At 64.1% G+C, this 13464-nt stretch carries 13 protein-coding genes; 2 read left to right on the plus strand and 11 right to left on the minus strand.

Annotated features, from left to right (window positions below; all coding sequences use genetic code 11):
• Positions 1-370: 370 nt before the first annotated feature.
• The gene (locus EFJ44_RS13520) at positions 371-622 is read left to right on the plus strand and encodes a hypothetical protein (RefSeq protein WP_125257763.1); all 252 of its coding nucleotides are present in this window, start codon (positions 371-373) and stop codon (positions 620-622) included.
• A 331-nt stretch (positions 623-953) separates the two neighbouring features.
• On the plus strand, positions 954-2276 hold the full coding sequence (locus EFJ44_RS13525; protein ID WP_125257764.1) for a UDP-glucose dehydrogenase family protein: 1323 nt from the start codon (positions 954-956) through the stop codon (positions 2274-2276).
• Between the two features lie 22 nt (positions 2277-2298).
• On the opposite strand, the gene EFJ44_RS13530 is transcribed toward EFJ44_RS13525, so the two are convergent.
• From EFJ44_RS13530 to EFJ44_RS13580, 11 genes are all read right to left on the minus strand, one after another.
• Entirely contained in the window at positions 2299-2793 is a 495-nt protein-coding gene (locus tag EFJ44_RS13530) for a WbuC family cupin fold metalloprotein (RefSeq protein WP_125257765.1), read from the minus strand.
• A complete protein-coding gene (locus tag EFJ44_RS13535) occupies positions 2790-4022 on the minus strand; it encodes a glycosyltransferase family 4 protein (protein WP_125257766.1) in 1233 nt (410 codons plus the stop codon). Before EFJ44_RS13535 ends, EFJ44_RS13530 begins: the two co-directional genes overlap by 4 nt.
• Positions 4022-5155: a non-hydrolyzing UDP-N-acetylglucosamine 2-epimerase gene (gene wecB / locus EFJ44_RS13540; protein WP_125257767.1), complete on the minus strand. Its 1134-nt coding sequence runs from the start codon at positions 5153-5155 to the stop codon at positions 4022-4024. The genes EFJ44_RS13535 and wecB overlap by 1 nt, the downstream gene beginning before the upstream one ends.
• 2 nt (positions 5156-5157) lie before the next feature.
• Positions 5158-6270 carry a UDP-2-acetamido-2,6-beta-L-arabino-hexul-4-ose reductase gene (gene wbjC, locus EFJ44_RS13545; RefSeq protein ID WP_125257768.1) on the minus strand — a complete coding sequence of 371 codons (1113 nt, stop codon included), beginning with the start codon at positions 6268-6270 and terminating at the stop codon, positions 5158-5160.
• A gap of 2 nt (positions 6271-6272) precedes the next feature.
• Positions 6273-7307, minus strand: a complete 1035-nt coding sequence (locus EFJ44_RS13550) for a polysaccharide biosynthesis protein (protein WP_125257769.1) — start codon at positions 7305-7307, stop codon at positions 6273-6275.
• A 22-nt stretch (positions 7308-7329) separates the two neighbouring features.
• Positions 7330-8109 (minus strand): AglZ/HisF2 family acetamidino modification protein, encoded by a 780-nt coding sequence (locus EFJ44_RS13555; protein WP_125257770.1) that lies wholly within the window; start codon positions 8107-8109, stop codon positions 7330-7332.
• 1 nt (position 8110) lies between these two features.
• Positions 8111-8725 (minus strand): imidazole glycerol phosphate synthase subunit HisH, encoded by a 615-nt coding sequence (gene hisH, locus EFJ44_RS13560; protein WP_125257771.1) that lies wholly within the window; start codon positions 8723-8725, stop codon positions 8111-8113.
• Positions 8722-9876 (minus strand): N-acetyl sugar amidotransferase, encoded by a 1155-nt coding sequence (locus EFJ44_RS13565; RefSeq protein WP_125257772.1) that lies wholly within the window; start codon positions 9874-9876, stop codon positions 8722-8724. Before EFJ44_RS13565 ends, hisH begins: the two co-directional genes overlap by 4 nt.
• 84 nt (positions 9877-9960) lie before the next feature.
• The gene (locus tag EFJ44_RS13570; RefSeq protein WP_125257773.1) at positions 9961-10707 is read right to left on the minus strand and encodes a hypothetical protein; all 747 of its coding nucleotides are present in this window, start codon (positions 10705-10707) and stop codon (positions 9961-9963) included.
• 57 nt (positions 10708-10764) lie between these two features.
• Positions 10765-12006, minus strand: a complete 1242-nt coding sequence (locus EFJ44_RS13575) for a glycosyltransferase family 4 protein (protein ID WP_277596108.1) — start codon at positions 12004-12006, stop codon at positions 10765-10767.
• On the minus strand, positions 11990-13246 hold the full coding sequence (locus EFJ44_RS13580; protein ID WP_125257774.1) for a hypothetical protein: 1257 nt from the start codon (positions 13244-13246) through the stop codon (positions 11990-11992). The genes EFJ44_RS13575 and EFJ44_RS13580 overlap by 17 nt, the downstream gene beginning before the upstream one ends.
• Positions 13247-13464: the final 218 nt, after the last annotated feature.

Here is a 13464-nt window from a genome sequence, read left to right on the forward strand (position 1 = left end):
GCCACCTCCGGCGTCATCGGATGGCTGTTGGCCCGGCCGCGGATGCCGTCGGTGCCGAAATATCGCCTGTCGCCCAAGGGCTTCCTCCTGTCGCATTGCCCAAATGGCATGACCTATAGCCCAGCGAGCTGACTGCGGCAGCCGCATCTGCTTGGTCATCGCGCCCGCTGCAACGGGTTGCACTTCGCGCTGGCCTGAAGCGGCAGGCTTGCGATAGTCGAGCTCACGAATGATATCCCCGTGTCGACATAGTTCGCTCGACGCTCGTTTACTAGTGCACTACATGTGTTCAACCATCGCCGATAAGGGATTGACTTCGACGCAATGGGCTTCATTTTGTGGGCGAAATCACTGATGCAAGGATGGCGTTATGATTGGAGATCAGTTCGTCTTCTCTGAATACTGCGATGCGATCGGCCGGAGATGTGGCGGCTTTGTTCCTGGAGCGGTGGTGGAGCTGTTGAACGTCGAGGGCGAAGACGCTTTTCTTGCTGCACCCGTTACGGTCGAGGGCTTCCCGATGCGGGATCGGGCGGAACTCGTCTTCAAGGAGGAGCTTCTGCCTTTCAGATTTGCCCAGTTCCGTTGGAAAAGGGCTCGCCGGCGCAATTCTCTGGACTGAGATCGTACCGAGATTTTTATAGTAACGGCTGTGCGCTGACCCGGAAGGAGATCCAGTTGCCGCGGTTCCGTGCCAGGGCGCGCCTAACTGGTCCGTGGCCTGATCGGCCAAGCGAGGCGCAGGTGGGTGCTGCGATCTGAGAGCGTAGATCAGGAATGTATTTCCTCGCAGCATGTGACCGTAGGCCTGGATCAACCGCAATGAGGGCCGATCGAAAGCGGGCAGCCAGGCTGTGCCGGCTTGGGGCGAAAAGAGATGGTGCCTCGTCGCGGCGTCTGGCGTTTGAGTCTGCCGGCCGCTACCGAGGCGTCTCCACTTCAAGGATGAACGCATGCGCGTGGCGATGATCGGAACGGGCTACGTCGGCCTGGTCTCGGGGGCCTGTTTCGCCGATTTCGGCCACGTGGTCACCTGCATCGACAAGGACGCGTCGAAGATCGCGCGGCTGGAGGCCGGCGAGATGCCGATCTACGAGCCCGGCCTGGACGATCTGGTCGAGACCAACGTCCGCGACGGGCGGCTGTTCTTCACCGTCGACGGCGCCGAGGCGATCCGCAACGCCGACGCGGTCTTCATCGCCGTGGGCACGCCGACGCGCCGCGGCGGGGGCCACGCCGACCTGTCCTACGTCCACGCCGCGGCCGAGGAGATCGCCGGCCTGATCGAGGGCTTCACCGTCATCGTCACCAAATCCACCGTGCCGGTCGGCACCGGCGACGAGGTCGAGGCCATCATCCGCAAGGCCAACCCCGACGCCGACTTCGCCGTGGTGTCGAACCCGGAGTTTCTGCGCGAGGGCGCGGCGATCGGCGACTTCAAGCGGCCTGACCGGGTGGTCATCGGCATCGACGACGTGGACGGCGCGACCGGAACCCGGGCGAAGGCGGTGATGTCGGAACTGTACCGCCCGTTGAATCTGAACGAGAGCCCGCTGCTGTTCACCGCGCGACGCACCTCGGAACTGATCAAGTATGCGGCCAACGCCTTCCTGGCGATGAAGATCACCTTCATCAACGAGATGGCCGACCTCTGCGAGGCGGTCGGCGCGGACGTGCAGCAGGTCGCGCGCGGCATCGGCCTCGACAATCGGATCGGGTCAAAGTTCCTGCACGCCGGGCCGGGCTATGGCGGCAGCTGCTTCCCCAAGGACACGCTGGCGCTGGTGCAGATGGCGCGAGAGGCCGGAGCCCCCGTGCGACTCGTGGAGACAACCGTCGAGGTCAACGACGCCCGCAAGAGGTCCATGGTCGAGCGCGTGCGCAAGGCGGTCGGCGGCGACTTGAAGGGCAAGACGATCGGCGTGCTGGGCCTGACCTTCAAGCCGAACACCGACGACATGCGCGACAGCCCGGCGCTGGATCTGGTTCCGGCGCTGACGGCGGCGGGGGCGACGGTGCAGGCGTTCGATCCGGAAGGCATGCATGAGGCCGGCAAGCTGCTGAGCGAGCTGACCTTCTGCGAAGGACCTTATGAAGCCTTGGCAGGCGCCCATGCGGCGGTGATCGTGACGGAGTGGGACCAGTTCCGCGCGCTGGACCTGGACCGGATCAAGCTGACCATGGCGAAGCCGGTCATGGTTGACCTGCGCAACGTCTATCGCCCCGACGAGATGCGGGCGCGCGGGTTCCGCTATAGCTCTATCGGTCGGAGCTAGGCCGGCAGCGGTCGGGGCCGGATCATCCATCTTCCAGACGGTGCCGGGCCCAAGCGGTCAGCCCGGCCAGATAGGCGTCGGCCGCGGGGTCATATTCGGGCGGTGCCCAAGGCGCGGCGACCTTCGCGCTCTCCGCCCGGTAGGGTCCTGACTTGGTCTCGAACAGGACGCTGCCGGTCTCGAGCGCGATCACCGTGTGCCACACGGCGGGGGACAGTTCGACCACCTCAAGGTCGGGGGCCGGGCCGCCGAACTGCAGGGCCTGAAGCGGCGTGCCCGCCTCGTCGAAGATGATGAGCGCAAAGGCGCCCCTCAGGGCGAGGAGGCATTCATTGGTCGTATGGCCGACATGCCTGTGGGGCGGGATGTAGCTGTCGGGCTCCATCGCATTGACGAGCCTCTGGCACGGCTCGTACGGGCCCGCATGCAGGTTCAGATGCAGGCGGCGGCGCGGCAGGGCCCGTGCCTGATCGGTCAGCGCGTCGAGGCGAGCGGGCGTCAGGTGAGGCTCGGTCATGAGAACTCCCGCCGGGCCTCCCCGGCCCACTCCACGAAGGCGGCAAACAGGGTCGCCCGGCCGAAGTGCTGGGTCGCATAGGCCTGAGCGGCCCGGCCCATGGCGGCCCGCTCGGTCGCCGTCATGGCCACCAGCCGTCGGACGTTGGCGGCCAGCGCCGCGGCGTCGGAGGCGGGGGACGCCAGACCGCCGCCCGATTCGGCCGTCACGCGTGCCCCCTCCCCGTCCAGCATCGCTAAGATGGGCAAGCCCGAGGCGAGATAGCTCTGGACCTTGCCGGGCACCGTCATGTCGAAGACCGGTTCGGCCCTCAAGCTGACCAGGAGGGCCTGGGCGCCCGCCATGAAGGCGGGCATCCGCTCCATGGGGTGACGCCCGAGCAGGACGACGCGCTCCTGGAGCCCGTGGCGCGCGATTTCGGCGCGCAGGAGATCGGCCGCGCGACCGTCGCCCACGATCAGCCAGCGCAGGCCCGGTATGTCGCGGGTGAGCGCCGCCGCCTCCATCACCGCCGGCATGTCCTGGGCCTCGCCGATGTTGCCGGCGAACATGACATTGAAGTCGCCCGTATGGGGGGCCAATTCCGGCGCCGGTGCCGCGTCGCCCACGCCCCCTTCGAAGGTCGGCTCGATCCAGTTGGGGAAGTAGCGGATCCGCTCGGGCCGGGCACCGTGGACCCGCAGGCTGTCGCGAAAAGCCTGCGACTGGATCAGGATGCGGTCGCAGCGGCGGTAGATGAAGCTGACCATCAGGCTGACGAGGCCGAGCAGGCGCCGGTTCCGGATGACGCCAACGGCGGCCAGGGTCTCGGGCCAGAGGTCGAGAATCCACATCAGCACCGGGGCGCGCTTCAGGCGGCGCAGCACCAGGGCCGGCAGCGCTGCGGTGATCGGCGAAGTCTGGAACACGAAGATGGCGTCGAAGGCCCGGCCGCGCAGTTTCCACGGCCCCAGGATCGCGCCGCTGAGCGCGAAGCTGAGATAGTTCAGCGCCAGCATGACCGCGTTCGACCCGCGCGGGACCAGCGGCACGCGGAACACCTCCACGTCGTGGAACCGGCCATGAGCGGCAGGATCTACGCGGTAGGCATCATAGACCTTGCCGCCCGGATAGTTGGGCAGGCCGGTCAGGACGGTGACCTCGTGGCCCCGCTCGCGCATGCCGACGACGAAGTCGTTCACGCGGAAATCCTCGGGCCAGAAATACTGGCTGACGACCAGCAGGCGCATCAGTCGTAGCGGCGCCAGACGACGCGCTGCACGTAGTCCACGTAGGAGTGGATGATCCGCACGACCTTGTCCGAGACGTTCGGCATCGAATAGTCGGCGACGCGGCGGAAGGCGCGGTCGCCGCCGCGGGGCTGGTCGGCGATCAGGGCGAGGCCCTGCATGACGCGATCGGGGTTCAGTCCGGTCATCATCACCGACGCCTCCTCCATGCCCTCGGGCCGCTCGTGCGCCTCGCGGATGTTCAGGGCCGGGAAGTTCAGGATCGAGCTTTCCTCGGTGATGGTGCCGGAGTCCGACAGGACGGCGCGGGCCGACTTCTGCAGGCGGACGTAGTCATGGAAGCCCAGCGGCTTCAGCAGCCGCACCTGGCCGTGAAAGGCGGCGCCGGCGGCGTCGATGCGCTTCTGCGTGCGCGGGTGGGTGGAGACGATGACGGGGCGGTCGTAGGTCTCGGCCACGCGGTTCAGAATCTCGACCAGACGCGGGAAGGCGCGCTCGTCCTCGATGTTCTCCTCGCGGTGGGCGCTGACGACGAAGTAGTCGTGCTCCGTGAGGTCCAGCCGCGCGAGCACGTCCGAGCCGTCGATGCGGTCGGCGTAGTGGGTCAGCACCTCGAACATCGGGCTGCCGGTCTTGATGACCCGGTCGGGCGGCAGGTTCTCGGCCAGCAGGTATTCGCGGGCGATGTCGCTGTAGGTCAGGTTCACGTCGGCGACGTGATCGACGATGCGTCGGTTGGTCTCCTCCGGCACGCGCTGGTCGAAGCAGCGGTTGCCCGCCTCCATGTGGAAGATCGGCACGCGGCGGCGCTTGGCCGGGATCACCGACAGGCAGGAGTTGGTGTCGCCCAGCACCAGCAGGGCGTCGGGCTTTTCGGCCTCCAGCACGCCGTCCATCGCGCCGATTATGGCGCCGATGGTCTGGGCCGCGCCGCCCTGGGCCGCGTTCAGGAAGTGGTCGGGCTTGCGCAGACCCAGGTCGTCGAAGAAGACCTGGTTCAGTTCGTAGTCGTAGTTCTGGCCGGTGTGGACCAGGACGTGGTCGACGGTCTCGTCCAGCCGGGCCAGCACGCGCGACAGGCGGATGATCTCGGGCCGCGTGCCGACCACGGTCATGACCTTGAGCTTGTTCATCGTCAGACCTTCATCGCGACGGTGTCGGGGCGGGCGCGGTCGAAGATCTCGTTGGCCCACAGCATGACGACCATGTCCTGGTCGCCGACGTTGGTGATGTCGTGGGTCCAGCCCGGGATCGTCTCGACGATCCGCCCCTGCCCGCCCTCGGTTTCCAGATGGAAGGTCTCGCCGGTGACGACATGCCGGAAGCCGAAGCGGGCGCGACCGGTCAGGACGAGGAATTTCTCGGTCTTGGTGTGGTGATAGTGCTGGCCGCGCGTGATGCCGGGGCCGGCGGTGAAATAGCTGAACTGGCCGCAGTCGGGCGTCTTCAGCATTTCCACGAAGACGCCGCGCGGGTCGCCGTGGCGCGGGACGTCGTAGGCGAACTGTTCCGGCTTCAGATAGCTGAGATAGGTGGCGTGCAGGGCGCGGGTCAGGCCCGTGCCGACGCGGTCGGTGATCAGGGTCGACCGACTTTCGGGGAAGCCTCGGATCGTGTTTGCCACGGCGCCGACCGTGGTGTCGTATTCCGGACCGGCGTGGGCGAAGCCTTGACGGTCCCCGTGGGCGCCGGTCGGGTCCTCCAGCACGCGCAGGAAGGCGTCGCAGACGTCGTCGACATAGACCAGCTTCAGTGAGGCGGCCGGGTCGTTGATCGAGATCGGCAGGCCGTTCGCCACGTTGTGGCAGAAGGTGGCGACGGCGGAGTTGTAGTTGGGTCGCGCCCACTTGCCGAAGACGTTGGTCAGGCGGAAGACGTGGACCGGCGCGCCGGTCGCGGCGGCATGGGCGAGGGCCGCGTCCTCGGCCGCGCGCTTGGAGCGGCCGTAGGGGTTGTCGCGCTCCGCCTGGGTGGACGACGAGACGACCAGCGGCGCGGCGTTCCCGGCACCGGCGAGGGCGGCGCAGACCCGGGCGGTCAGATCGGCGTTGCCGGTGACGAACTGGTCCTCCGTCTCCGGGCGGTTCACGCCGGCGAGGTGGAAGACGAAGTCGGCCCTCGCGACCGCGGCGAGCATGGCGTCGTCGTCGCCGCGGCCGAATCCCCGGGCTTCGACGCCGCGCTCGGCGAGGCGGATCATCAGGTTCTTGCCGACGAAGCCGTTCGCGCCGGTGACCACCACCGCCATGGTCAGTCCTCCAGCACGGCGGGTTCGCCGGCCACGATGCGACGCATGAAGGCCAGCTTCATCAGCAGGGTCTTCATGCCCTCGACGTCGAGGCGCTCGGTGTTGTGGCTGTTGTACTCCTCGCCGCCGGCGGCGCCCGGATCGCCCTCGTCGACGAACTTGTCGTAGTTCAGGTCACGGGCGTCGGGCGGGACGCGGAAATAGTCGCCGAGATCCTCGGCCTGGGCACGCTCCTCTCGGCCCAGCAGGGATTCGAACAGCTTCTCGCCGTGGCGCGTGCCGATGGCCTTCACCGGATGGTCGGGGCGGCCCATCAGCTCGAGGATCGCCCGGATCAGCACCTCGATCGTGGCGGCCGGCGACTTCTGCACGAAGATGTCGCCGTTGTTGCCGTGGGCGAAGGCGAACAGGACCAGTTCGACGGCGTCGTCGAGGGTCATCATGAACCGCGTCATCTGCGGATCGGTGACGGTGATCGGCTTGCCGGCCAGCACCTGGCCCACGAACAAGGGGATGACCGAGCCGCGGCTGGCCATGACGTTTCCGTAGCGGGTGCCGCAGGCGACCGTGCCCGTCCCGTCGAAGGTGCGCGAGGTGGCGACCATGACCTTCTCCATCATGGCCTTGGAGATGCCCATGGCGTTGATGGGATAGACGGCCTTGTCGGTGGACAGACAGATGACGCGCGACACCTCGGCCGCGCGGGCGGCGTTGAGGACGTTCTCGGTGCCGACCACGTTGGTCTGGACCGCCTGCATCGGGTAGAATTCGCAGCTGGGCACCTGTTTCAGGGCCGCGGCGTGGAAGACGTAGTCGACGCCGTGCATGGCGGCCTGGACGCTGGTCCTGTCGCGCACGTCGCCAAGATGGAACTTCAGCTTCGGATGCGCATAGGCCTTGCGCATGTCGTCCTGCTTCTTCTCGTCGCGCGAGAAGATGCGGATTTCCGCCATGTCGGAGGCCAGGAACCGGCGCAGCACGGCGTTGCCGAACGAGCCGGTTCCGCCTGTGATCAGAAGCGTCTTGTCCTTGAACATGGCCCCTCTTCCCCGTCTTCGCTCAGGCCCGTCGGGCGGCGGCGAACAGGGGCTCCTTCTCGGCGGGTTGCGGATAGTTGATCAGCACGGCCCTGTACTGACCCTTGAAAACGAACAGGCTGCCGGCCGCGGCGCCGACCACGCCGCAGGCGGCGAACAGGTCGGACAGGTGCTCCAGCTTTCCGGCGCCGCCCAGCATGGTCATGGGGATCTTGACCCGCTCGCGCAGTCTGCGGGCCAGCTCGAGGTCGTAGCCGGTCATCTTCCCGTCGAGATCGACGGAGTTCATGACGATCTCGCCGGCGCCCAGATCCGCCACGCGGGCGGCGAAATCGAGCGCGTCCAACTTCGCCGGGCGTCTGGCGTTGTGGGTGACGACGTCCCAGCCGCGGCCCAACATCTTCCTCTTCGCGTCGATGACCACGACGACGGACTGCCGGCCCACCTCTTCGGCGATCTCGGCGACCAGTTCGGGACGCTCGACGGCGGCGGCGCTGAGGGAGACCTTCTCGACGCCCAGGCCGATGATGCGCTTCGCCTGCTCCGCGGTCCGGACGCCGCCGCCGTAGCAGAGCGGCATGCGGCACTCGAGCGCCATGTGTTCGATCGCCTTGTAGTCGGGTTCGACGCCGTTCACCGAGGCGTCCATGTCGACGACGCAAAGCTCGTCGGCCTCTTTCTCGTTGAAGATCTTCACGGCGTTGATGGGATCGCCGACGTATTTCGGGTCCTTGAATCCGATCGTCTTCACCAGGCCGCCCTGGTGGACCAGCAGGCAGGGAATGATGCGGGGGCGCAGCATGTCAGGCCTCCGCGAAATTCTTGAGGAGCCGGGCACCGTAGTGGTGGCTCTTCTCGGGGTGAAACTGGACCCCGTGAACATGGCCGCTTCGCACGGCGCAACCGAACTCCAGCCCGTAGCTCGTGTGGGCGGCCACGTGGTCGGCCTCGGCGCATTCGAAATAGTAGGAGTGCAGGAAGTAGAAGCGGGCGTCGGTCTCCAGCCCCTGGAACAGCTGCTCGCCCGCCCGGGGTCGCACATCGTTCCAGCCCATGTGCGGCATGGGCAGGTCGGCGTTCGACGGCGCGTGCGAAAAATGGCGGACCCGACCCGGAATCCAGCCGAGCCCCTGTCGCGTGCCTTCGTCGCTGCCTTCGGCCAGGATCTGCATGCCGACGCAGACGCCCACCACGGGGCGCTTGCCGTTGACCACGAGGTCCTCGAGCGTCGGCCGCATGCCGGAGGCGTCCAGCAGGTCCATGGCGTGATCGAAGCTGCCGACTCCCGGCAGGATGATGCGCTCGGCGTCGGCCAGCTCCCCGGCGGTGCGCGCGACCTTGGCCGCGACGTTCACGCGCTTGTAGAGGTTGGCGAAGGCGCCGATGTTGCCCAGACCGTAGTCGACGATCGTGATCACCGGATGATCGACCTCTGCAGACCCAGCGCCCGCATCGCCCGGGTGCCCAGGTCGATCAGGCCCATGGCGTTGGCGAAGTCGCGGTAGCTGCGGTTCGGACCATCCCGGTAGACTTCGAGCTCGGCCACGGTGATCCCCAGCTTGTTGGCGATGTATTCCATGTCCTGGGCCATCTCGTCGCGCGGATAGGCCGGCTGCTGGATCTTGTGCAGGGCATCCTCGCGGCTGAGCTGCCCGGTGAGGATCAGGCTGGAAAAGTGGGCGCGGCGCTTGTCGAAGCCGAACTTGGTCGGCAGCCAGTATCCCTCATAGAAGCGGGTGAACCGCGACTCGTGATGCTTGTGGGCGTACTTCTGCCAGCCGAAGCGCTCGACCAGCTCGTCCATCGCCTCTTCCTTGATGTAGGGCACATGGTTCAGCGGCTTCACGACCTGAATGCCCTTCACATAGCGGTAGTATAGCTTGAAGGTGAAGATGTCGGACGTCGGGTAGCTCTTGAGCGGGATCGTGCCGTAGCTCTTGTGAATGTCCCTCAAATTCATGAGGTCGGAAGCGTGGTAATGCCACTCCAGCGGCTCACGGACGCACTCTGTGGAGTAGTTGGCGCCGGTGAGAATGTATTTCGAGCCCGTGCGGGCCGCATAGTTGTACAGGCCCGCGAAGAAGGCGTGGTCCTGCGGGGTGTCGAGATGAGCCACGCCGGACTTGAAATAGGCCAGCTGTAGGTCGCGGATCTCCGGCCAGTTGATGACCTCGGTGAACAGGTCTAACTCGAGGCCGTCGACCAGCTTCTCGATGTTGTTGACTGCCTGCTGCGAATTCCAGCCGGCGTCAACGTGATAGAGCAGCGGTCGCAGGCCGAACTTCTCCTTGGCCAGATATACAACGTAGGAGCTGTCGACGCCGCCGGACAGGCCGATCAGGCAGTCGTGGTCCTTGCCCTTGCCGTCGGCCTTGATCTTTTCGACCATGGCCATGATCTCGCGCTCGCCGCGCTCATCGGTGTGCCAGTTGGGCAGGATGTTCTTGTAATAGTTGTCGCAGTACTCGCACCGGCCGGACGCGTCGAAGACGATCTTCGAGTCCGAGGTGTCCATGATGCAGTTGTTGCAGATCTGATACGGCCGATCCGCGCGGATTTGGTTCGTCATGGTTGTGCGATCGTCCGTGGGCAGGGTGGGAGCAGTTAGCCGCTTGGGCCATCAAGGCCAGCGTCGTATTGCAGGTGCTAACGTCTATGGGACGCCGGCGACAGGTTCGAGACGGAAGCTGTCGCGGCGAATGACCTTGATCAGCATGCCTCGCAAGGGCTTGGCGATGGGCTCGGGCTTGCCGAGCCTGACTGCCGTAGCCCGCCAGCCGGCCTCGCCGAACAACTTCAGCCACTCGTCATGCGACCGGAACCGAACCCCGACTCCGAAGGTGTTGGCTTTCAGTGCCGGAACGACGCGCGCCGCTTGGCGGCCGATGAAGGACAGGACTGGATTGACGGTGATCTCATAGATGATCCGCCCCGAGACTGTCCCGACGAAGGACTCGTAGATGTACTCGTTGACGAAGACGGCATCCGCCTGGTCCCGCCAGGCGGCGAGCGCCTTGACCTGAAGCGCGCGGGTCTTGCTCTCGTCGGCACCGACGAGGTGGTGAAGGATCAAGTTGAAACAGGCAATACACTCGTCGCCCTTGAACTCAGGGCCCAGAGCGTCCCCGATCACCGCGTCCACACCGAGGCTCCGGGCGGCCTTGACGGAGCCGGGATCCATGTCGATCACCCGGGTGCGGTGGCCTTCGGCGTCGCTGAGTGCGCGGGCGAAGAAGCCGCAACCGCCGCCCACGTCCGCCACGACCCCGCCGGGACGCCCGGCGGGCATAAGTGCGGTGAAGTCCGCGACCTGATCAGACACAAACTCGTCGTGATAAAAGGCCTCCACCTGGTCGGCGGAAAGCCGCCGCTGGGCAACATCAGGATTGAGGTCCGTCATCGATCGTTTTCCGAACTCAAGGCAGGGGCGCTGTCATACGCGACCGCCACCGAGGCGTCACTTGCCTTCGATCGTCCGCGCGGCCCCCAAGACCCGATTATAGACCATAAGGAGCTTGGCGGCGTTCACAGCTGGAACAAAATTTTCCTGCGCGAGCGCCAACGCGGCACGGCCCATCCGCCTCGTTCGCTCCCGATCACGTTCAAAAGTCATTATCGCGTCCGCAATCGCCACCGGCGTCGGCGACGGTATCGCTATGGCGGCGACGCCGTGCCGAACGGTGTCCGGTCTGGGATCGGCGACCGCAACTATGCTGGGAACACCGGAAAAAGCCGCCTCAAAGACCGGACGCCCCGCCGCGTCGAAATGCGAGGGGAACGCCAAGACATCCATCCTCTCATACACGCGCTGAATGTCGGCTGTGTGGCCGAGCAGAAGGAAGTCATCAGCGAGACCCATGCTTGCCACAAGGATTGCCAAATCGTCTCCAACGTTTTCCGCGAGCCCGAGAAGCTGAAGGACACGGTGCACCACGCCGCCCGTCGCCATTGTTCCACCACCAACCACGAGGTACTGAACGTCTCCTCCCATGTCCTTCACCAAGCGAGCGGCTTGACACAGCTCAAGTAACCCCTTGTGTTTGTGCAAGTTACCCACAAAGCCGACTACCAAGGCCGACTTGCGCAAGCGGCTTAGAGGCTTAAGATAAGCCTCATCCAACTCCGCTGAGTACTTCGGCGTGAACGAATTATGGATCACATCGACATTTAGTTCTGCAGGCAAAGTCTGGCGAACATTCTCATCAATCGCCACGACCGCGTCCACATGTTCTTGGAGAACCCGGTGGTACCATCGGACTCGACGAGACAACTTGTCGGTTCGCTGCAATGATCTCGCGTGGATGACGAGCGGCACCTTGAATAGCCATTTCGCCAGAAGTCCAGGTATGATCTCAGTGATCTCATTGGCATGGATCACATCGATTTTAGGGAACTTACGACGTGCAGCCAAAAGGCCAAGAACCGTGAATGGAAAATGAAACAACTCACGGAGCACGACGATCCATCGCTTGCCCCGATAATAGGATGCCCGCGTATTATCAAAGCGACTTAAGCCTCGGACAGCAACAACCCCTCGCGCCAGCTGTCCGTAAAACGCACCGATTGAACCCTTCTGTATCAGAAAATAGCGCTCGACGGACACGTCCGACATCGCCCTCATGACTTCAAAAAGACTGCGGGATGCCCCCCCAAAGGGCCCGACGCCGTCTATATATAAAACCCTAATTGGCGATGACATGACTTGATCGCAGCTCGCGTTCGGGGAAAATCTCGTTACTTGAAGGCTGTGGTCGTGACAATGAGACCGACCCGCGCAACATCAGCATCATGACGATGCCGAATATGGCGTCTGTCGGGTGGAACATAGTCCCCCAGTGAAGCATCGCAAGCATAAGAGTTGGGAAGGAGGCGCAAATGAACGCGTCTCTCTTCTTGGCGGCCTCGGCAAGCAACCGTACCCACCAACCGATCAGAAAGGCGCCAACAAGACCATACTTAGCGAGCAACTTGGTAGGTAACGATATATCGCCGCTTGAGCTATCGTCGAGGCCTTGGACGATATCTTCCGTCTTAAGGAGGTTAAAGTCGGTAGATCCCCAGCCCATGAGGAACGGACTTGTGAAAAACTGATTAAAATGTTGGCCCCACACATATGGGCGATACAGCTGTTGCCAGATTTCATATTCGGAGAGACCAGACTCGCCTCTCAGGAAGAGTCTCGACACCAAGGGATTTTCCTGTATTGCAGCAAATATCGCTGCCGAGTAAGCGATCGCAATATTTACAAAAATGCCGAAAATCAAAGAATACCAAAACAAGCGACGGGGGCTTGACTTCCCACTGAACAGAAATCTGAGAAACAAAAACGTAACAAGTCCGAGGAGAGCGGTTCTAACAAAAGAGAAAATGACAAAATATAGCGCGACTGCAAGTACGATTTTTCTGAGCCGGTGCGCTGGGCGGCGATCGGCAAGTGCGACCATCGTGACGATCAATGAAAAGAATCCAGTGTAGGCGATATTCGGGAAAAAGGACACGCGCCAAACTGATTCGCCCGCGGCGGTCGTCGTGCCGGGCAGGATTCCCCATTCATTCAGGTCAGTGAAAAGCCAGACGGCGCCTCCTGCGAGGACCGAGAGGAGATAAATGGTGTAGAGATCGTCGATCTTCAGCCGGGCGGCGCGACTCGCAGCCCAGATCAAACCCCAGCCGAGTAAGACAGCTTGAAGGGCCGCCTGGGAATCGCCGCGCGCCATCTGCCAGCAGGCCGCCACTATTGCGAAGATTACCGCCGGCATTGCAGAATCGAGGGCTGCGGAGATCATCGCCGACGGACGCGTTAGCGGCAACAACGCCAGAGGGAGTATGAGGAGCCAGTAGGTCAGGCCACCTTGCTCCTGGTGGTACTGACCTAGGGACATCGTGACGCCGAGCGCCAGTCCAATGTACGCCAGAAACGCCCAGCTGCGCGCTTTCATCGGGAGCGAAGGTACGCCTTGGCACCCCTCAAGAGTAGCAGAAACGGATCTCACAAGCTGCTCCACCCAATCAAAGCCCCACGCCGAACTCTACTCGCCCGGGACGGCAGGAATTCGGGTCCACAGGTTGATTCATACGATGCCGGAAACGGCGAAGAGGGGCATTGCCACTTAAACCACAGAACGCTTGGGCTGCTCGTAACCAGAGCGTCCGTCGC

It is taken from the genome of Brevundimonas fluminis (assembly GCF_003934285.1).
Taxonomy (GTDB): Bacteria; Pseudomonadota; Alphaproteobacteria; order Caulobacterales; family Caulobacteraceae; genus Brevundimonas; species Brevundimonas fluminis.

Bases quoted from the DNA above. Each gene is read 5' to 3' on its own strand.
- EFJ44_RS13575 (WP_277596108.1), bottom strand. From the start codon at position 12,006: ATGTCATCGCCAATTAGGGTTTTATATATAGACGGCGTCGGGCCCTTT.
- EFJ44_RS13555 (WP_125257770.1), bottom strand. From the start codon at position 8,109: ATGCTGCGCCCCCGCATCATTCCCTGCCTGCTGGTCCACCAGGGCGGC.
- EFJ44_RS13530 (WP_125257765.1), bottom strand. From the start codon at position 2,793: ATGACCGAGCCTCACCTGACGCCCGCTCGCCTCGACGCGCTGACCGAT.
- EFJ44_RS13535 (WP_125257766.1), bottom strand. From the start codon at position 4,022: ATGCGCCTGCTGGTCGTCAGCCAGTATTTCTGGCCCGAGGATTTCCGC.
- EFJ44_RS13550 (WP_125257769.1), bottom strand. From the start codon at position 7,307: ATGTTCAAGGACAAGACGCTTCTGATCACAGGCGGAACCGGCTCGTTC.
- EFJ44_RS13570 (WP_125257773.1), bottom strand. From the start codon at position 10,707: ATGACGGACCTCAATCCTGATGTTGCCCAGCGGCGGCTTTCCGCCGAC.
- wbjC (WP_125257768.1), bottom strand. From the start codon at position 6,270: ATGGCGGTGGTGGTCACCGGCGCGAACGGCTTCGTCGGCAAGAACCTG.
- EFJ44_RS13520 (WP_125257763.1), top strand. From the start codon at position 371: ATGATTGGAGATCAGTTCGTCTTCTCTGAATACTGCGATGCGATCGGC.
- EFJ44_RS13565 (WP_125257772.1), bottom strand. From the start codon at position 9,876: ATGACGAACCAAATCCGCGCGGATCGGCCGTATCAGATCTGCAACAAC.
- EFJ44_RS13525 (WP_125257764.1), top strand. From the start codon at position 954: ATGCGCGTGGCGATGATCGGAACGGGCTACGTCGGCCTGGTCTCGGGG.
- wecB (WP_125257767.1), bottom strand. From the start codon at position 5,155: ATGAACAAGCTCAAGGTCATGACCGTGGTCGGCACGCGGCCCGAGATC.
- EFJ44_RS13580 (WP_125257774.1), bottom strand. From the start codon at position 13,246: ATGAAAGCGCGCAGCTGGGCGTTTCTGGCGTACATTGGACTGGCGCTC.